The organism is Thalassococcus halodurans, assembly GCF_900108225.1.
In the GTDB taxonomy this organism is placed as follows: Bacteria; Pseudomonadota; Alphaproteobacteria; order Rhodobacterales; family Rhodobacteraceae; genus Thalassococcus; species Thalassococcus halodurans.
Map to the genome: position 1 here is coordinate 123,113 of NZ_FNUZ01000001.1, position 18,733 is coordinate 141,845.

The window sequence follows — 18,733 nt, forward strand, 5'->3', positions numbered from 1 at the left end:
CAACTTGTCACGCGTCAGTTTTGCAGACGCTTCCAGTCTTCCAGTGCTGGATTCGCCGAAATCGACGGCACTTCCGGAACAGGCTCTCGGCGCAGATTTTCGATATCAGAAATATGCTGGACGACTTGCGGGGTGGCGACCACCGTAGCGGCGATATCCCTTTGGAATTGTTGTCCTTTCGCCTGATACCGCGCCCCGAAATAGAAGCTGACAATCGCCCCCAAAAGCCACCAAAGCGGTTCTGGCACCAGCGCGATCCCTGTCATGCGCGCGGCAAACCACACTGGGTCCACCATCGCAGACACAAACAACCCCAAGGTGCCCAAGGCCATTGCAGGTCGCGGCACGCGGTTCAGCGCGTCCATGAACCGGTCAAACCGCCCCTGTCGCATCAGGGCAAACTCGGACGCATACTGATCCAAAGACGCGGACTTCATTGTCATATCCCGCGCGGCCTGCGCTTCGGCGTTCACACGAAAGACCTCGGCGGTTTCGACGACAACATTGCGCCCACCGCCAAACAGAAACTGCCACATCTGATTGATCACGCCCATGCTGCCACCCGTTTCTGAAACTCGGACTGCGACAGGTGAAAACGAGGCGAGATGAATTCTTCGGCCCGTTTGATCCAACCGCCCTTTCCGCCACTTCGGCTTCGGGCGAATTTGCGCGATGCGGGCCTGCGATCCGCCAAGGCAAAATAATAGTTCCGTCGCGCGATCCCGTAGGCATCCGCCAGGTGATTAGGGGCCACAGAAATTGCCTTGGCAGCCGCCGTAATCGTCTGCGGGCCAATCACACCATCCACAGAAACCTGCATTCCCATGTCGTTCAGAAGCCGCTGCAAGATCTTAACCGCGTTGGCACCTGCGTTTACGTACATGTCAAAGACAGTCGCCTGCACCGCATCGGGCAGTTCACCGATGCGGGGTTCTACAAAGTAATGCTGCAGGAAAATTTCGACGGCCTGATCCTTGGTCAAAGCCCGAACATCAGAATGATTCACCCGCCCGTCGCCATTATTATCGCGCCCCAGCCGCACTAAAGTCGCAAGCGTGACCCCGAATTTCGTCGCCCCGCCGGGATCGTCTGGATCGTTTACATAGCCGCCTTCACGGCCAACGATGTCTTCGGCGATCTGCCGAAGCCGTTTTTGCGCATTGCCCATATGAATTGCCTCATGTGTATTGTTTTATGAGGCCAGAGGCTCGCTGTTGCGGCCTTAAAACCGGCTGACAGCGCCGTTCGGTCAAAGTTTAAATTGGGTTACAAAATGCACGCCGACGACATAATCAAACTGCTTGAACTCGAACCGCACCCCGAGGGAGGCTATTACCGCCAGACGTGGGGGGGCGAAGAAGAGCCAAGGGCAAGTGGCACTTGCATTTTTTTCCTGCTGAAAGCCGGTGAAAGCAGCCATTGGCACCGCGTGGATGCCACCGAAATCTGGCATTACTACGCAGGCGCACCGATTGAATTGTCGCTGTCTGCGACGGATGCCGGCCCCAAGGAAATCCACCGATTGGGCCCCGATTTGATGGCAGGTGAACGCCCCCAGATCATCGTGCAGAAAGACCATTGGCAATCCGCGCGAACAACGGGCGAATGGACCCTTGTCGGCTGTACGGTATCGCCCGGTTTCCAATTTGCGGGCTTCACCCTCGCACCCGCAGAATTTGACATTCCTGACAGCTAATCTGCCCAAAATTGCACCAATGCCTAAGTATTATGCAGCATTTTGAGGTTTCGCCCTAACTTTGCGCATCCGGAAAAACAATCAAACCGGATCTACCTAGGGAGGGACTAATGAATCTTGTAACTGCACTTGCCATCGTCATTGGCGCACTTGCCGTTGTGGCAACCTACATCTGTCTTGGACTTGGAACAGGCCTGCAAATCTGGGCGCTGTTCATCGCTTGGGGCAGCTTCTTTCACACGGGCGGCGACAATGACGCGCTGGTGAAATCTCTGACAGCCCATGTTTGGGGCATCATCGTTGCGACGGTTGCCCTGTTCGTTGTGGGCACAGTTGGCGGCGGCGCGTTGATGGCGTCCGTCATCGTCGGCATCTCGGTTGTCGTGCTGATCCTTGGCGCGCATGTGCCTGCGCTTGGCGCGATCCCGGCGGGTGTTTACGGCTATGCGTCGACCGCAGCCTTCATGTTGCTGACGGGCGTTGCCCTGACCGAAATGAACGCGCTGCTGTCTGCGGCCGGTATCATCGCTGTTTCGATGATCCTTGGCGGTATCTTTGGCATCGTCAGCGGTAAAATCGCGGGCGCACTGGCCAAGTAAATGTTTTTTCCAGCCCCGTTTGACGCGGGGCTGGAATTTCTGGGTCAGTCTCCGCGATAGCGCAGAACGTAATCCACCAGACCACGGGTCGAGGCATCTTTTCCATCGCTGGGTTGTTCGCCCGTCACAATTGGACCCAAAGACGTGGCCAGCTCTTTGCCAAGCTCAACGCCCCACTGGTCGAACGAATTGATGCCAAGGATCACGCCTTCGACGAACACACGGTGTTCATAAAGCGCAATAATCTGGCCCAGCATTTCCGGCGTGAGCTTCGGATAGATCAGTGTTGTCGACGGGCGATTGCCCGGGAACACACGGTGACGCGCCTGACGCTCCAATTCGTCGCCTTCAAACTTATCCGCCACCTTGTCGCGTGCCTCGTCCAGACTGCGGCCTTTCATCAGCGCCTCGGACTGGGCCAGACAGTTAGCGACCAGTAGGTCATGGTGATGCTGCAAATCGGCCTCGTGCCCTGTTGCGGCCACGAGGAATTCACAGGGAATAACGCGCGTGCCCTGATGGATCAGCTGATAGAATGCGTGCTGGCCGTTCGTGCCCGGCTCGCCCCAGACCACGGGGCCAGAGTTCACGTCCAGATCTGCGCCGTCCATCGACACGCCCTTGCCATTGCTCTCCATCTCAAGCTGCTGAAGGTACGCAGGCAAGCGCATCAGACGGTTGTCGTAAGGCAGTACTGCGCGTGTCGCGTGGCCCAGACCCTGATTGTGGAACATTCCCACCAACGCCAGAAGCACAGGCATGTTTTCCGCCAAGGGTGCCGCGCAGAAATGACGGTCCATTGCCTGTCCGCCACGCAGAAACGCACGGAAGGCATCTGGCCCGATCGCAATCATCAGCGACAGGCCAATCGGGCCCCACATGGAATAGCGGCCACCAACCCAGTCTTCGAACCCGAACACGCGGTCTGCGGGAATGCCGAACTCGCCTGCTTTTTCCACATTGGACGACAGCGCGATAAAGCGGCCTTCATCGCTCACACCATTGTCGGCCAGCCACGCCTTGGCTGTGCGGGCGTTGGTCATCGTCTCGATGGTGGTGAACGTCTTTGATGCGACGATGAACACGGTGGTTTCAGGGTTCAAACCACGCAGGGTGTCCGCGATATCCGCGCCATCCACGTTGGATACAAAGTGGCAGCTCGGACCATCGTGGTAAGGCGCCAATGCCTTAACCGCCATCGCCGGACCAAGATCGGACCCGCCAATCCCGATGTTGACCACGTCCGTCACATCGCTGGACCGGATCGTGTCGGACAGATCAGACATCCGGTTCAACGTGTCTAGCACCTCGGGCATCACATCCTGCCCGTCGACCATGACCGCATCACCATCCAGATTGCGCAGCGCTGTATGCAGCACCGCGCGCCCTTCGGTTTCGTTGATCTTTTCGCCTGCGAACATGGCGTCGCGACGCGCAGGCACGTCAGCCTTTTCGGCAATCTCCAGCAGTGCCGCCAGAATGTCGTCATCGATCTGCGTTTTCGAGAAATCGAACAGCATATCCAGCGCAGTCAGGCTGTAGCGCGATGCACGGTCGGCATCTTTGGCAAACAGGTCTTCGATCCGGCGCGATTGGGTCGCATCGGCCAATGATTTAACGGTATTCCACATGTTGTCTTACTCCGCCCAGTGAACGGTTGCGCCGTTAAGAACGGCGTTGATGGGTGCATCTTTGGGGGCTTTGCCCTTGGCATTTTCCAGCGCAGCGCGTTTCTCCGCGCCAAAGATCAGGATGTGCTTGGACATTGCGCCATCCAGCGCCTCGGCGCTTAGGGTAATCCGTGGCTCAGGCGCACCGGGGGCACGCATCGGCAGCAATACAGGCGCATTCGGAGCCAAAGCTTCGTCCAGTTTGTCCGCTTCGGGAAAGATCGACGCCGTGTGCATATCCGCGCCCATTCCCAGCAGAACCACGGACAACGGCAACTGCGCTTCAATGCCTTTGGCCAGTTCGCCCAAGCCCTCTTCTGGCGTGTCGTACGGCGCGTAAAGCGGCAAAAGGTTTGCGGCGGCAGCCTTGTCGGTCAAAAGTCGTTCACGCAGCAGGCGCGTATTGGACCGGTCGCTATCTTCCGGAACCCAGCGTTCGTCGGTCAGCATGACGTTGACGCGATCCCAATCCAGATCAACGGCGCAAAGGTCGTCAAAGACCGGACCGGGCGATGTGCCGCCCGGAACTGCCAAAGTCGCACTATCGGACTGCGACAAAGCCGTGCGCAATTCCCCCGCGATAAGGTTTGCCAAATCCAGCGCCAGCATTTCCCGATCAGCGTATTCTACGAATTTATAGCTCATGCCTTGATCTCTCTCCAACGGCGACCGTCACGATGCATCAGCATCAACGCGTCCTCTGGGCCCGAGCTTCCAGCATCATAGGGCTTCGGCACGTCATTGCGCGCGACCCAGCTTGCGATAATCGGATCGGTCCATGCCCAGGCTGCCTCGACCTCGTCGCCACGCATAAACAGGGTCTGGTTGCCACGGATCACGTCCATGATCAGACGCTCATAAGCATCCGGCGCGTCCTCGCCATCCGGCCCCAGTGCTTCGGCGAAAGACATGTCCAAAGGCACATCGATCAGGCGCATGCCACCCGGTCCCGGTTCCTTAATGGTTACCCCCAGCGTCATACCTTCGTTCGGCTGCAACCGGATCGACAGGACGTTGCGATGACGCCCTGCTTCCTCACCAAAGATGCTATGAGGCGCGTCTTTGAACACGACGGCGATTTCCGAGGCGCGGGCACGCAATTGCTTACCTGTGCGGAGGTAGAAAGGCGTCCCCGCCCAGCGCCAGTTCGATACGTGCACCTTCATCGCGACAAAACTTTCGGTGCGCGACCGCGGGTTTTCTGCATGCACGCGGTAACCCGCCTGCTTTTCATCTGCACTGTACTGACCACGCACAACGTGATGCGGCTCAACCGGATCGAGCGCGCGAATGACCTTCAGCTTTTCGTCACGAACAGCATCAGGGTCAAACTTGGCGGGCGGTTCCATCGCGATCAGGCACAGCAACTGCATCAGGTGGTTCTGCACCATGTCCCGCATTGCGCCGGATTTATCATAGTAGCCGCCCCGCCCTTCCACGCTGACGGTTTCCGCCACTGTGATCTGGATGTGATCGACGTATTGCGCGTTCCACAGCGGTTCGAACAGCATGTTTCCAAAGCGCACGGCCATCAGGTTCTGAACCGTTTCTTTGCCCAAATAGTGGTCGATACGATAAATCTGCGTTTCGTCGAAATGCTGCGCAAGCGTCGCGTTCAGCGCCCGAGCGGTTTCCAGATCGTGGCCGAACGGCTTTTCCAAAACGATGCGGCTGTCTTCGTTCGCAAGGCCGAAAGACCGAAGGCGTTCGGCAATATCCCCGAACAGCGACGGCCCCACCGAGAAATAGAAAGCGCGGACGACTTTGTCGCGCAGACGCCCCTTAAGGGCCTCCCATCCGCCTTCGCCTTTGGCGTCGACCGTTTCATAGCCCAAGCGCTGGAGGAATTGGTCCAACTGGTCTTTTTCGTAATGCGTTCCGCCAAATTCCTGAACGGCTTCGCGAACGAACTGACGATATCCGTCATCATCCAGCTCACTTCGGGCAGCACCAATAATCTGCGCTTCCGGCGGCATTTGCCCTGAACAGAAACGGCGGAACAGACCAGGCAGGATTTTGCGGCGGGCCAGATCACCCGTACCACCAAAAATAACGAGGTCGAAGCATTCGACAGGAATAACGCGTGAGACCATAGCGGCATCTACTCCGTTGTTTCTATGTGCGCCAAGAAGCGATCACATATTTTCGTTAGCGCTAACGCAAGCTTTCGCGACGTGCTTTAGCGCAGGTTTGCGCAGGAGTCTAACACCTCGATGCATGAAATAAAGAAAACCGTTCAGTTTCATCGCATCCGTTTAGTAAAACTGCCTTCTGCCCATCGGCAAGTGATGGCCGATTGCCTGTTCTATACGCTTGTTTGTTTCTCGTATGCATGTCACGAAATGCCTTTGACACAAATCAGAGGCCGTTCATGCCCGCACGTAAAATCATCATCGACACAGATCCCGGACAGGACGACGCAGTTGCCATTCTTCTGGCTCTGGCCTCGCCGGAAGAAATCGACGTGCTGGGTATCACTGCTGTCGCAGGCAACGTGCCGCTTTCCCTGACACAGAAAAATGCGCGCATCGTCTGTGAACTGGCGGGCAAGCCGGACACCAAGGTTTTTGCAGGCTGCGATGCACCGATTGCACGAAAGCTGGTCACGGCAGAGCATGTGCATGGCAAAACCGGGCTTGATGGCCCCACCCTGCCCGATCCAGAAATGGAGCTGACGGATGGTCATGCCGTCGATTTCATCATCGACACGCTGCGTGCCGAACCCGAAGGAACAGTGACGCTTTGCCCGCTTGGGCCGCTGACCAACATCGCAACCGCTTTGACCAAGGCACCCGACATCGCGAGCCGCATTCAGGAAATCGTGCTGATGGGCGGCGCCTACTTTGAAGTTGGCAACATCACCCCCACGGCCGAATTCAATATTTACGTCGACCCCGAAGCCGCCAAGATCGTTTTCGCCTGCGGTGCACCCATCACCGTGATGCCCTTGGACGTGACGCACAAAGCGCTGGTAACGAAACCCCGCAACGATGCGTTCCGCGCACTTGGCACGCCGGTGGGTGTGGCCGTGGCCGAGATGACGGACTTCTTCGAACGCTTTGACAAAGAAAAATACGGCTCACAGGGCGCTCCGCTGCACGATCCTTGCGTCACCGCCTATCTGATCAAGCCCGAACTGTTCACAGGTCGTCATATCAACGTGGAAATCGAAACGTGCTCTGATCTGACGCTGGGCATGACCGTGGCGGATTGGTGGCGCGTCAGCGGGCGCGAACCGAATGCAACCTTCATGGGCGACATCGACGCCGATGGGTTCTTTGACCTTCTGACAGAACGATTGGCACGCCTGTGAAATCTTTGCACCTAGCAACCCCCGAAGATGCCGCGCGTCTCTTTCCTCTTGTGGCCGCGTTCCACACCGAACGCGGGTTCGAGACGACGGAAGACCAGCAAAGCGCCGCGTTGACGCCGCTTCTGGAAGGCACGCCACATGGGGCCGTCTGGTTGATCGGCCCGCGCAAGGCGCCAGTGGGTTACATCGTGGTCACCTTCGGATGGTCCGTAGAATTCGGCGGGCTTGATGCGATTGTCGACGAACTTTACATCCGCCCCGCCGTGCGCCGTCGTGGCATGGGGTTCGAAGCCCTGAACGGCATTGCCAAAGCGCTGAAAGACGCTGGCGTTCGTGCGCTGCATCTGGAAGCGGACCGTGATGATGAAGACGTGCATCGCTTTTATGCCCGTGCGCGGTTCAAAGCGCGGGAAAACTACATGTTCATGAGCCGCGCCTTGTGATGCCCATGGCGCTGTCTGCCGCCGCGACCTATATCTAGGCCATGACAGTCCATATTCCCTTCGACAACACCTACGCCGCACTGCCGGAAGGCTTCTATGCGCGCCAGAAACCTACTGCGGTTTCAACACCTGCCCTGATCGCGTTCAACGAAGATCTGGCCAAGGTTTTGGGCGTGACGCATGACGATCTTGCCGATTTGGCACAGGTCTTTTCCGGCAACGCGCTTCCCGACGGCTCCGCCCCGATTGCCCAGCTTTATTCGGGCCATCAGTTCGGGCAATACAACCCGCAGCTTGGCGACGGCCGCGCGATTTTGTTGGGCGAGGTTGTCGGATCAGACGGCCAACGCCGCGACATCCAGCTAAAAGGATCTGGCCAGACACCATTTTCCCGCATGGGCGACGGGCGTGCGTGGCTCGGGCCGGTCTTGCGTGAATACGTGGTGTCCGAGGCGATGCATGCACTTGGCGTTCCCACCACACGCGCATTGGCGGCGGTTTCCACCGGCGATCCAGTCCTGCGCGAAACGCCCCTGCCGGGCGCGGTCCTGACCCGCGTTGCGCAAAGCCATATCCGCGTGGGCACGTTCCAAGTCTTTGCCGCGCGCCGCGATCTGGATCGCCTGCGCACGCTTTACGCCTACACCGTCGAACGGCATTACCCGAATGCAGAAAACCCGCACGACCTTCTGGATGAGGTGATCCAGAAGCAGGCCAAACTAATCGCCAAATGGATGAGCGTTGGTTTCATTCACGGCGTCATGAACACAGACAACTGCACCCTTTCTGGTGAAACCATCGACTACGGCCCCTGCGCCTTTATGGACGCCTACGATCCTGAAACGGTGTTCTCGTCAATCGACCGCTACGGCCGCTACGCCTATATCCGCCAACCCGACATCATCGTGTGGAACATGGCGCAATTGGCAACGGCGCTCGTGCCCTTGACGGACAACCCCGAGGCCTCGGTCGAACGGTATACCGAACAGGTCCACGGGATGCCCGTACTGATCCGCGCGGAATACGAACGCCTGTTTACCGCCAAGATCGGCATCAGCAACGTCCAAACCGGTGATGTCCCGATGGTGACCGATCTTCTGTCCCGCATGCATGAGAACAGTGCCGACTTTACCAACACCTTCCGCGCGTTGATGACCGGCAAGGCTCGTGATCAGTTCACCGATCCGATGGCCTTCGACCAATGGGCCGAGGGCTGGCAGGCCCGCATTGCAAACGAACCTGATCCACAGGCCCTGATGCGCCAGACCAATCCCGCCATCATCCCGCGCAATCACCGCGTCGAAGAAATGATCGCGAGTGCTGTCGACGGCGACTATGCCCCGTTCCATCGCCTGAACGCGGCCTTGGCAAACCCGTTCGAGGACAACGCCGAGTACGCTGATCTGACCCGCGCGCCGCTGCCGGACGAACGCGTTCTGGCCACCTTCTGCGGCACTTAAGGGGAACGGCGCAGCTTCAAAGCCCTTCCGCAAAGGGCTTTGACTACCTATCTTAGCGTCAAACACAGTTATCGGAGGACGGCGCATGAGCCTGATGAAAACATTGACCAAAGTGGCGCTTGGCTATGCGGTGGCCCGTGGGGTGGATCGCGTGTCATCTGGTGGTGGGCTTTCGGCGCTGCTGGGAGGCGGCGGCAACGCTCAGGTCAAAGGCCAACATCCAACAACTGAAGCCGGACGCCAGATGACCAACGCAATGGGCATGGGGGCAGGCAATCCGATGCAGTCCATGTTCCAACAATTGCGCCAGACAGGTCTGAACATGCCGGGCCTCAGCGCGCCTGCCGCGAAACCCGGTGGCGGCCTTTTGTCGTCTCTACCTGCAGGGGGCGTTGCAGCTGCGGGCGCGACCGCAGCGGCGGGTGCCGGCGTTGGCGCGCTGTTCGACCAATTCAATGATGCCGCTGACAGCGGCCAGTCCGAAGCCGACGCGGCCCTGATGTTGCGCGCGATGATCCAGGCGGCAAAGGCCGATGGTCATATCGACGAACAGGAAAAAGCGGCCATTCTGGACGTCGTGGGCGACGACGCGACCGAAGAAGACATCGCCTTCCTGAAAGCCGAACTGTCTGCACCGCTTGATCCCGAAGGTTTGGCCGCAGATACGCCAGACGGCCAGAAGCTGGCGTTGTATTCCGCGTCGTTGATGGCGATCCGCGTCGATACGGACGAAGAGGCGCAGTATCTTGATCGGCTTGCCCGCGCGCTCGGGCTGGATGAACCCACGGTCAACGCCCTGCACGTGCAGATGGGCAACCCCGCCCTTTACGCTTAAATCCCGAACAGGCCCGCCCATCGCGCGGGCCTATTTTTTACCCAATCGTAAAAATTTCTTCAGACCTCTGGTCAGCTGTTCCGAAACGGAATAGCCCTATGCTTCTGCATTCACAGGAGCCTGTCTTGGACAACCTTCGCGGCATCATTTTCATGGTTCTCGCCATGGCGGGCTTCGCCATCGAAGATGCGTTCATCAAAACCGTCGCCGATCAAATCCCGCCAGGCCAGATCCTGATGATCATCGGTGGATTGGGCGGCATGGTGCTATGGGGCATCGCCGCGTTGCAGGGCATACCCGTCTGGACCAAAACTTTCTGGATGCGCCCAGTTCTGATCCGCAACCTGACCGAGGTTGTGGGTACATTGGGATTTGTAAAAGCGATCACCTCGATACCCCTTTCGGTGGCATCAACCATCGCGCAAGCCATGCCACTGGTGATCACCATGGGCGCCGCGCTGATTTTCAAAGAGGCCGTCGGTTGGCGCCGTTGGAGTGCGATTGGCGTCGGGCTTTGCGGCGTGCTGATCATCATGCGCCCCGGCTTTGAAGGGTTCGACCCGAACGCGCTTTGGGCGGTGCTGGCGGTCTTCGGGCTGGGCGGGCGTGATCTGGCGTCGCGGGCGGTGCCGCGTCAGGTGCCGAACACCCTTCTGACCGCCTACGGATTTTTCATGCTGGTCCCGACCGGCGCGATCCTTCTGGCGTTTTCCGGTGGAGCGGGCACGCCCACGACACAAAGCTGGCTGATGCTGGCCGCCGCAATCAGCGTCGGCATTCTGGCCTACTACGCGATCACGCTTGCGTCCCGCATCGGCGAAGTATCGGTTATCTCGCCCTTCAGATACACGCGGATCGTATTCGCTCTGATTTTGGGAATCACCATCTTTGGCGAACGCCCTGACCTGCTGACATACGTTGGCATGGCGCTGATCGTCGGTTCTGGCATCTATACTGTGCTGCGAGAGCGAAGATTAAAGAAAAGACAGCGCTAACAAAGCCCGTCGCAAACTTGTTACCGCTAACAGTTTAGTTTACTTCGCCTTCGCCTCTGCTATAGAGCGGTCAAACAGGCCATGCGAGGGACTAGCCATGAGCACCATCATTGATATTCACGCACGCGAAATTCTGGACAGTCGCGGCAACCCCACCGTTGAAGTCGACGTTCTGCTGGAAGACGGCACAATGGGCCGCGCGGCGGTTCCGTCGGGTGCTTCGACCGGCGCTTATGAAGCCGTTGAAAAGCGTGACGGTGACAAGTCCCGTTACATGGGCAAAGGCGTTCTGGATGCCGTTGCCGCCGTAAACGGCGAAATCGCGGAAAACATCGTTGGCTTCGATGCGACCGAACAGGTCGAAATCGACATGGCGATGATCGAACTGGACGGCACCGACAACAAAGGCCGTCTGGGCGCGAACGCGATCCTTGGTGTGTCCATGGCCGTTGCCAAAGCCGCAGCCGAGTTCACAACACAGCCCCTGTTCCGCTACATCGGCGGCACATCTGCCCGCACTCTGCCCGTTCCGATGATGAACATCATCAACGGTGGCGAACACGCGGACAACCCGATCGACATTCAGGAATTCATGATCATGCCGGTCGCTGCGGAAAACATCCGCGACGCTGTACGCATGGGTTCCGAAGTGTTCCACACCCTGAAAAAAGAACTGTCCGCCGCTGGCATGTCCACAGGTCTGGGTGATGAAGGCGGCTTTGCCCCTGAACTGGGTTCGACCCGCGACGCGTTGGACTTCATCCTGAAATCCATCGAAAAAGCAGGCTACAAGCCGGGTGAAGACATCTACCTTGCTCTGGACTGTGCCGCGACCGAATACTTCAAAGACGGCAAGTACGAACTGAAGGGCGAAGGCAAATCTCTGACATCCGCAGAAAACGTCGCCTACCTCGAAGCGCTGGTAAACGACTATCCGATCATCTCGATCGAAGACGGCATGTCCGAAGACGACTGGGACGGCTGGAAAGCCCTGACAGACGCAATCGGCAACCGCGTTCAGCTGGTGGGTGACGATCTGTTCGTGACCAACCCTGCCCGTCTGGCGATGGGGATCGAGCGTGGCTCGGCGAACTCTATGCTGGTGAAAGTGAACCAAATCGGCACGCTGACAGAAACGCTGCAAGCCGTCGACATGGCACACCGTGCACGCATGACCAACGTTATGTCGCACCGTTCGGGCGAAACCGAAGACGCAACAATCGCCGATCTGGCAGTTGCAACAAACTGCGGCCAGATCAAAACCGGTTCGCTGGCACGGTCCGACCGGTTGGCAAAGTACAACCAGCTGATCCGCATCGAAGAGATGCTGGGCGACACAGCCATCTACGCAGGTCGTTCGATCCTGCGCGGCTAAATCAGCCTACCCAGACAAACAAAAAAGGGGCCCAAGCGGCCCCTTTTTTCATGTCCGGTTTTCGAACCGATCAGCTTTCGGGTTCTTGATAAACGCCCTGCTCTTTCAGCGCGTCCACCACCTCTTTCGGCATGTAGGTTTCATCGTGCTTGGCAAGGATTTCCGACGCCTCGAAACGGCCATCGATAAAGCGGCCAGTGCCAACCATACCCTGATTTTCTTCAAACAAATCAGGCAGAACGCCCGCATAGACCACAGGGATGCTGGCACCGCCATCGGTTACGTTGAACGTAATCTCTTGCCCTTGTCCGCGCACCAGCGTGCCTTCTTCGACCAAGCCACCGATGCGAAACACCTCGTTCGGGGTTGGCGGCTCTTCTGCGACCTGACTGGGAGACCGGAAATAGTTGATCCCGTCGCGCATCGAATAGCCGATCAAGGCCGTTGCACCGATCAGGGCGACAACTGCCAAAGCGACCACCTGAATCCGCCGGCGTTTTTTGAGCGATTTAAGAGCCATCAAGTCCTCCCACGGGGTTTGCCCATAACATAGGTGCTAACCCCCGCTTTGAGGAGAGGCAAGGTCGCGACCAAGCGCCGCGAACCTTGTTATTGCTTATGCAGCAGGCATCCGGCGTTCCGCGATCTCGGCCCACCACGAACAGCCGACCGGAATGGCGTCGTCATTGAAGTTGTATTCCGGATTATGCACGTCGGCGCTATCGCCGTTGCCCACCAGAATGTAGGCGCCCGGGCGTTCCTCCAGCATGAAGGCGAAATCTTCGCCGCCCATGACCAAGGGCGCCTCTTCACACTGGCCGGACACTGCGCGCGCGACTTCTGCGGCAAATTCGGTCTGATCGTCGCTGTTGATCATGACCGGATAGTTCCGTTTGTAGTTCACGGTCGCCTTTGCGCCATATGCGGCTGCGATGCCGTCGCAAATCTCGGAAATACGCTTTTCGGCCAGATCACGGATTGCGGGGCTCAGGGTGCGGACCGTGCCCTTCATCGTTACCCGCTGTGGGATCACGTTGAATGCTTTGGACGATGTCTCAAAGCTTGTGATCGACACGACCAGTTGCTCAACCGGATCAGCGTTGCGGCTCGCGATGCTTTGCAGGCCCAAAACGATGTGCGAGGCCACAACTGTACTATCGATGGTTTCATGCGGTTTCGCGGCGTGACCCCCACGGCCCTCGATCTCGATCTCGACCAGATCTGCTGCGGCAAAGAACGGACCCGGACGAATGGCAAAGGTGCCGATATCGTGCCCCGGCCAGTTGTGCATGCCGTACACTTCCTGAATACCGAATTTTTCCATCATGCCGTCGGCACACATTTCACGGCCGCCGCCGCCGCCCTCTTCTGCAGGCTGGAAGATCACCACAACGGTACCGTCGAAATTCCGCGTCTCGGACAGGTACTGCGCCGCGCCCAGCAACATCGCTGTATGGCCATCATGACCACAGGCATGCATCGCACCCGCCGTTTTTGAGGCATAGTCCAAACCGGTTTGTTCATGGATCGGCAGCGCGTCCATATCCGCACGCAGACCGATCACCTTGCCAGAGGACGTCGATTTACCTTTGATTACACCGACAACGCCCGTGCGCCCGATGCCTTCGACCACCTCATCGCAGCCAAACGCGCGCAGCTTATCAGCCACGACCTTGGCGGTGCGGACCGTGTCGAACAGGATTTCAGGATGCTCATGCAGGTCGCGGCGCCAAGCTGTAATTTCGTCATGCAGTTCGGCGAAACGGTTTTTGACAGGCATGTGAGACTCCGAATTTGATCATTTGATCAAACCACCCTACGCCGATCAAATGCCGCTGCAAGCGGTATCCACGCAAAGGCGCTTTGCACAGGAATGCGAAAGGTCAGACACCCAAACAAGTGGCGTCAAATGTTGGGCCCGGGACGCATGGCGGAACCATCTGAAAAGCGGTTGAAACGGAAGCGCGTCAGATCGTGCGACAAAGTCTGACCAGTCAGCAATTGGGCCGCGATCTTGCCAAAGGCAGGCCCGATGCCAAAGCCATGGCCACACATCCCCGTCGCGACGGTCAGCCCTTTGATATCGGGCACATTATCGACCACCGGAACGACGTCCGGCATGACATCGATCATTCCCGCCCAGATGGCTTTGGCCTTTACAACGCCAACTTCTGGAAAGGCCGCCGCCATTTCGTCCATACATTCCTGCGCTTTTTTCAGGTTCGGCGCGGGATTCAGAATGCGCATCTGTTCGAACGGGCTGACCTCATCTTCGCCCCATGTGCGCGGCGTGCCCCATGCATCCGGAAACCCCTTGGGCGCATGGGTTTTCAGACGCACATCAAACCCGCCCTGTTTCAACAGAGGCAGGTATTTGAACATCATGCGAAAGGCATCGGGCCCGATGTAGAGTTCGGACAAGGTTGAGGGGGCCAATGTGTACCCACCATCCTGTCTTGGCCGGAAAGCAACCTTACTGTCGACCGCGGCAATACCCGTGACCTGCGGCAATGGTTCGGTCGCCAGCGCCGTTGATCGGACCGATAGCTGCGGGATGCTGACACCATGGCGTCGCAGGAACAGCGCTGACCACGCGCCAGCGGCGACCAGAACATTTGAAGACGCGATGCGTCCGCGTTCGGTCACGACACCGGATACATGCCCAGCCGAGATGTCCAGCGCACGCGTTGCGCAATTTTCGATGATGGTAGCCCCTGCCGCGCGCGCCATGCGGGCAAGTGTAGGTACGGCCACCCAAGGTTCTGCCTTCAGATCGGTAGGCGTCCACAATGCACCTGCCCAAGGCTTTTGCGCCTCGGGCAAAATTCCCTTCAGTCCGGCCTTATCCACCAGCTTCGAAGACACGCCATAGGCCGCAGCGTCGTTCAGCCAGTCCTGATAGGCGGCCATGTCCTTGTCCGACTTCGCCAGATAGGCCACACCCACCTGCCGCAAGCCCAACGCGCCGTTTGCTTCGTCTTCCAACTCTTGCCACAGGCGCTGCGCCTCTTGCGCGATCGGAATTTCATCCATGTCGCGGCCCTGAACACGGATCCAGCCCCAGTTGCGCGAAGACTGTTCTGCCGCGACGCGCCCCTTCTCCAGCACCGTCACCTGCACACCCTGTCGTGCCAGCCACAGGGCCGTCGTGATGCCAATCACTCCGGCACCGACGATGACCACATCCGATGCCTTCGGCAGATCAGCCTGATATTCAGGCGGCGTCTGAAGCTGGAAAGGAAAGCTCATGCGCCACAGGCCTTCAAAAGTCGCTCCATAAACTTCTGACCCGCGTTCAACTGGGAAATCTCGATGTATTCGTCTGGTTGGTGCGCAATGCCGATGTCACCAGGCCCGCAAACCACGGCATCGTAGCCTGCGGCCTGAAAATGGCTGGCCTCGGTGCCATAGCTGACGTGATGCTGCCCGTTGTCGCCCGTGATCTGGCGCACCAGTTCTTCCGCCAGATTGTTCTGGGTGGGTGCAAAAGCCGGCAGTGTGAAGGTTTCCGATACCTCGATCCAGGCCTCTGGGCAGACCGCCTGCATCTGCGCCTCAACCCTGCGCACCTCTTCAAAGAATGCGTCGCGCCATGTGTCGGGGCTTTCGCCGGGAATGATGCGGAAACCGAGGTGAAATTCACAATCCTTGGCAGTGATGTTGTGGGCCGTTCCACCATTGATCGTGCCCACATGCACGTTCGTACAGGGCGGATCAAACAGGGCAGCCATTTCCGACGGCGTCGCAGCCATTTGCGCATCGTTCACACGATTGGCCCATGTGATCAGTTCCGCGCCATACATGATCGCGGATACCCCTTTGTGCAGGATCGATGAATGCACCTCGACCCCATGGACATGCACGTGAAAGCTAACCCCGCCTTTGTGGCCTGTCACCGCGCCCATCATGGTCGGTTCGCCAATGATCGCGACATCAGCGCGCGGCACAACACCCTGCATCGCATCGATCAGTGGCGGAGCACCGGTGCAGCCAATCTCTTCGTCATAGGACAGCGCAATCTGGATCGGACGTGTGAGGCCCGCGTACTGCGCCTCGACCAGCGCCCAAATTGCCAGCGCGTCAAACGCCTTCATATCGGTGCTGCCGCGCCCGTACAGCCGCCCATCCCGTTCGGTCAGGTCCCAAGGCGATGTCGTCCATTCCTGCCCGTCCACAGGCACCACATCAGTGTGACCGGACAGGATCACGCCCCCATCCTGATCGGGCCCAACATGCGCGAACAAAGCGGCCTTTTCACCGGTTTCATCCCAATGGCGATGGCATGTGATCCCGTGCCCTTGAAAATACTCTTCGACCCAATCGATCAACGGCACGTTTGTGTCGCGACTGACTGTGGGAAAACCGACTAGCGTTTCAAGGATCTCTCGGGGGGAAAGCCGCGTGGTCATGTGCGCCTCTTGTTTATTTCGAGGCCGAGGAAACGCGCTTCTTACCCTAAGCGCAAGGGGCGCTTAGGGGTTTTTGATCAAAATATCAGGTACACTGCCCAGCGATTGGGCACGCAACGTGTGGGCAATTACGCCTTTTCAAACGTGATCTGACGGCGCAGAAACTGTGTCGCCTGACCGGATACTTTCTTCGGATCACCCGTCGTCAGGAACTTGGACTCGGTCCCCGCTCCGATCATCTTCGGGTGACGTTCCAGATAGTCCGCCAGGCTTTCCGCAACCAATGTCGCCTGCGAATAAACCTTTACGTCATCACCCAATGCGTCACGGAAGATGTCCTCCATCAGCGGATAATGCGTGCAGCCCAGAATTGCGGCGTCAGGATCGGGCATTTTACGCTTCAGCGCGTCGACGTGGGACCGCACCAAGGCATCAGCCAAAATCATGTCACCGTCTTCGATCGCATCAACCAGACCGCCGCAGGCCTGCGCTTCGACGTCCACACCAACAGCACGGAACGCGAGTTCACGTTGGAATGCGCGGCTGCGCACGGTGGCAGGCGTTGCAAACAATGCGACGTGTTTCACTGCCACTTCGCGCGGGGGCGAGTTGTCGCCCCACTGGCGTTCGGTCAGCGCTTCGATCAGGGGCACGAATACCCCCAACACCCGCTTATCCTTTGGAATCCAGCTTTCCTGCATCCGGCGCAGGGCCGCAGCACTAGCCGTGTTACAAGCCAGAATAACCAGATCGCAGCCCTCGGCCCAAAGACGTTCGACCGACCATGTCGTTAGATTAAAGATGTCTTCCGCATCACGCACGCCATAGGGCGCATGTGCGTTGTCCCCCAGATAGACAAAGGGCACATCAGGCAGACGCTTGGACACAGCGTCGAGAACGGTCAGACCGCCCAATCCGGAATCAAAAATACCAACTGCCACGGTCGATGCCTCTCTGCCTGTGCCGCCTATTTATATGATTTAACTACGGCGGTGTTTTTCTTCAAACTCGAAACCTGCATCGAAGGATTCGAGAGGCGTCGGAGAAAGCTCATATGTGGCTTTCCGCAGAAAATCCATCATTCCGCGCGCATCCGATGACCGTATGGCAAGTTCTTGCGGCGATATAGGCTTTCCGATCACAAGCCGGACCGGTTTATCCACCCTGCGACGGAATTCATGGATCAGCAGCCCCATGCGCAAATTGGTGTGCATATGGCTGGCCAACTGGAACAGCCGCGAATTGTGGCCTTCGAAAAAGATCGGAACAACCGTGGCGCCGGATTTCGCAATCATACGTGCGGTGAAACTGCGCCAGTCCGGATCCATCGGGCGCATCATCGGACGCAAGGCTGTTGAAACCGTGCCACCGGGAAAAATACCGATACAGCCACCATCCCCCAGATAGGACAGCGCCGTTTTGCGGGTTTGCAGGTTCAGCGCGATGGCCTCTTTGGTCTCGTCAAAGGAAATCGGCAGGATGATCTTGTTCAGGTCTTCGGCCTTGCGAAACACACGGTGCGCCAGAATGCGGAAATCGCCACGTGTGACCGACAACAAGTGGCCAAGGATCAGACCATCCAGAATGCCATACGGGTGGTTGCCGACGACAACCAAAGGGCCCGTTTTCGGGATGTTGTCCAGCGAACCCCCGACCACATCCAGTTCAAGCCCGTAGCGGTCGACCATGACCTGCCAGAAATCGCGCCCCTGCGCGACCTCATGTTCATAGCCCTGCGCCCGCTTGATCAGGCTGATCCGGCCTGTCGCATTTTCCATGAAACGGATCAGTGCCTGTCCGCTCTTGCTGCGGGCAGAATGTGAATAGGAAATTTCCCGGGCGACCTGACGCGCGCGTTGCATCAAACCAGCCTCCTCAACACGGTTCGCTTGGCAAAGTGCTGAAGCGAACCGCGAAAGGTGTAAAGGAAAAAGGCCG

At 58.2% G+C, this 18,733-nt stretch carries 19 protein-coding genes; 8 read left to right on the top strand and 11 right to left on the bottom strand.

The window, feature by feature from the left end:
- Positions 1-14 precede the first annotated feature (14 nt).
- Positions 15-554: a holin family protein gene (locus tag C4S59_RS00595; protein WP_103908545.1), complete on the bottom strand. Its 540-nt coding sequence runs from the start codon at positions 552-554 to the stop codon at positions 15-17.
- Positions 545-1,168 (bottom strand): holin-associated N-acetylmuramidase, encoded by a 624-nt coding sequence (locus tag C4S59_RS00600; protein ID WP_103908546.1) that lies wholly within the window; start codon positions 1,166-1,168, stop codon positions 545-547. The genes C4S59_RS00595 and C4S59_RS00600 overlap by 10 nt, the downstream gene beginning before the upstream one ends.
- A gap of 105 nt (positions 1,169-1,273) precedes the next feature.
- On the opposite strand from C4S59_RS00600, the gene C4S59_RS00605 reads away from it, so the two are divergent.
- A complete protein-coding gene (locus C4S59_RS00605) occupies positions 1,274-1,696 on the top strand; it encodes a cupin domain-containing protein (RefSeq protein ID WP_103908547.1) in 423 nt (140 codons plus the stop codon).
- Between the two features lie 110 nt (positions 1,697-1,806).
- Positions 1,807-2,295: a DUF1097 domain-containing protein gene (locus C4S59_RS00610; protein WP_103908548.1), complete on the top strand. Its 489-nt coding sequence runs from the start codon at positions 1,807-1,809 to the stop codon at positions 2,293-2,295.
- A 44-nt stretch (positions 2,296-2,339) separates the two neighbouring features.
- On the opposite strand, the gene pgi is transcribed toward C4S59_RS00610, so the two are convergent.
- The 3 genes from pgi to zwf are packed head-to-tail and all read right to left on the bottom strand — an operon-like array spanning position 2,340 to position 6,058.
- Positions 2,340-3,926, bottom strand: coding sequence for a glucose-6-phosphate isomerase (gene pgi, locus C4S59_RS00615; protein ID WP_103908549.1), 1,587 nt, complete (start codon positions 3,924-3,926; stop codon positions 2,340-2,342).
- Positions 3,927-3,932: 6 nt separating this feature from the next.
- Positions 3,933-4,610: a 6-phosphogluconolactonase gene (gene pgl / locus C4S59_RS00620; RefSeq protein WP_103908550.1), complete on the bottom strand. Its 678-nt coding sequence runs from the start codon at positions 4,608-4,610 to the stop codon at positions 3,933-3,935.
- Positions 4,607-6,058: a glucose-6-phosphate dehydrogenase gene (zwf, locus tag C4S59_RS00625; protein WP_103908551.1), complete on the bottom strand. Its 1,452-nt coding sequence runs from the start codon at positions 6,056-6,058 to the stop codon at positions 4,607-4,609. The genes pgl and zwf overlap by 4 nt, the downstream gene beginning before the upstream one ends.
- A gap of 278 nt (positions 6,059-6,336) precedes the next feature.
- On the opposite strand from zwf, the gene C4S59_RS00630 reads away from it, so the two are divergent.
- From C4S59_RS00630 to eno, 6 genes are all read left to right on the top strand, one after another.
- On the top strand, positions 6,337-7,278 hold the full coding sequence (locus C4S59_RS00630; protein ID WP_103908552.1) for a nucleoside hydrolase: 942 nt from the start codon (positions 6,337-6,339) through the stop codon (positions 7,276-7,278).
- Positions 7,275-7,721, top strand: a complete 447-nt coding sequence (locus C4S59_RS00635) for a GNAT family N-acetyltransferase (protein WP_103908553.1) — start codon at positions 7,275-7,277, stop codon at positions 7,719-7,721. Before C4S59_RS00630 ends, C4S59_RS00635 begins: the two co-directional genes overlap by 4 nt.
- A 41-nt stretch (positions 7,722-7,762) precedes the next feature.
- Positions 7,763-9,181, top strand: a complete 1,419-nt coding sequence (locus tag C4S59_RS00640; RefSeq protein WP_103908554.1) for a protein adenylyltransferase SelO — start codon at positions 7,763-7,765, stop codon at positions 9,179-9,181.
- Between the two features lie 85 nt (positions 9,182-9,266).
- The gene (locus C4S59_RS00645) at positions 9,267-10,016 is read left to right on the top strand and encodes a DUF533 domain-containing protein (protein ID WP_103908555.1); all 750 of its coding nucleotides are present in this window, start codon (positions 9,267-9,269) and stop codon (positions 10,014-10,016) included.
- Positions 10,017-10,141: 125 nt separating this feature from the next.
- Positions 10,142-11,011, top strand: a complete 870-nt coding sequence (locus C4S59_RS00650) for a DMT family transporter (RefSeq protein WP_103909363.1) — start codon at positions 10,142-10,144, stop codon at positions 11,009-11,011.
- Positions 11,012-11,108: 97 nt separating this feature from the next.
- Positions 11,109-12,386 carry a phosphopyruvate hydratase gene (gene eno, locus C4S59_RS00655; protein WP_103908556.1) on the top strand — a complete coding sequence of 426 codons (1,278 nt, stop codon included), beginning with the start codon at positions 11,109-11,111 and terminating at the stop codon, positions 12,384-12,386.
- 70 nt (positions 12,387-12,456) lie between these two features.
- Here eno and ccmE read toward each other — a convergent pair whose 3' ends face one another.
- The 6 genes from ccmE to C4S59_RS00685 all read right to left on the bottom strand — a co-directional run bounded on the left by ccmE (position 12,457) and on the right by C4S59_RS00685 (position 18,657).
- Positions 12,457-12,906 (bottom strand): cytochrome c maturation protein CcmE, encoded by a 450-nt coding sequence (gene ccmE, locus C4S59_RS00660; RefSeq protein ID WP_103908557.1) that lies wholly within the window; start codon positions 12,904-12,906, stop codon positions 12,457-12,459.
- Positions 12,907-13,002: 96 nt separating this feature from the next.
- Positions 13,003-14,166, bottom strand: coding sequence for a M20 aminoacylase family protein (locus C4S59_RS00665; RefSeq protein ID WP_103908558.1), 1,164 nt, complete (start codon positions 14,164-14,166; stop codon positions 13,003-13,005).
- 125 nt (positions 14,167-14,291) lie between these two features.
- Positions 14,292-15,635 carry an NAD(P)/FAD-dependent oxidoreductase gene (locus C4S59_RS00670; protein ID WP_103908559.1) on the bottom strand — a complete coding sequence of 448 codons (1,344 nt, stop codon included), beginning with the start codon at positions 15,633-15,635 and terminating at the stop codon, positions 14,292-14,294.
- The gene (gene argE, locus C4S59_RS00675; RefSeq protein WP_103908560.1) at positions 15,632-16,795 is read right to left on the bottom strand and encodes an acetylornithine deacetylase; all 1,164 of its coding nucleotides are present in this window, start codon (positions 16,793-16,795) and stop codon (positions 15,632-15,634) included. The genes C4S59_RS00670 and argE overlap by 4 nt, the downstream gene beginning before the upstream one ends.
- Positions 16,796-16,923: 128 nt before the next feature.
- Positions 16,924-17,736 (bottom strand): glutamate racemase, encoded by an 813-nt coding sequence (gene murI / locus C4S59_RS00680; protein WP_103908561.1) that lies wholly within the window; start codon positions 17,734-17,736, stop codon positions 16,924-16,926.
- A gap of 39 nt (positions 17,737-17,775) precedes the next feature.
- Positions 17,776-18,657: a lysophospholipid acyltransferase family protein gene (locus C4S59_RS00685; RefSeq protein ID WP_103908562.1), complete on the bottom strand. Its 882-nt coding sequence runs from the start codon at positions 18,655-18,657 to the stop codon at positions 17,776-17,778.
- Positions 18,658-18,733 lie beyond the last annotated feature (76 nt).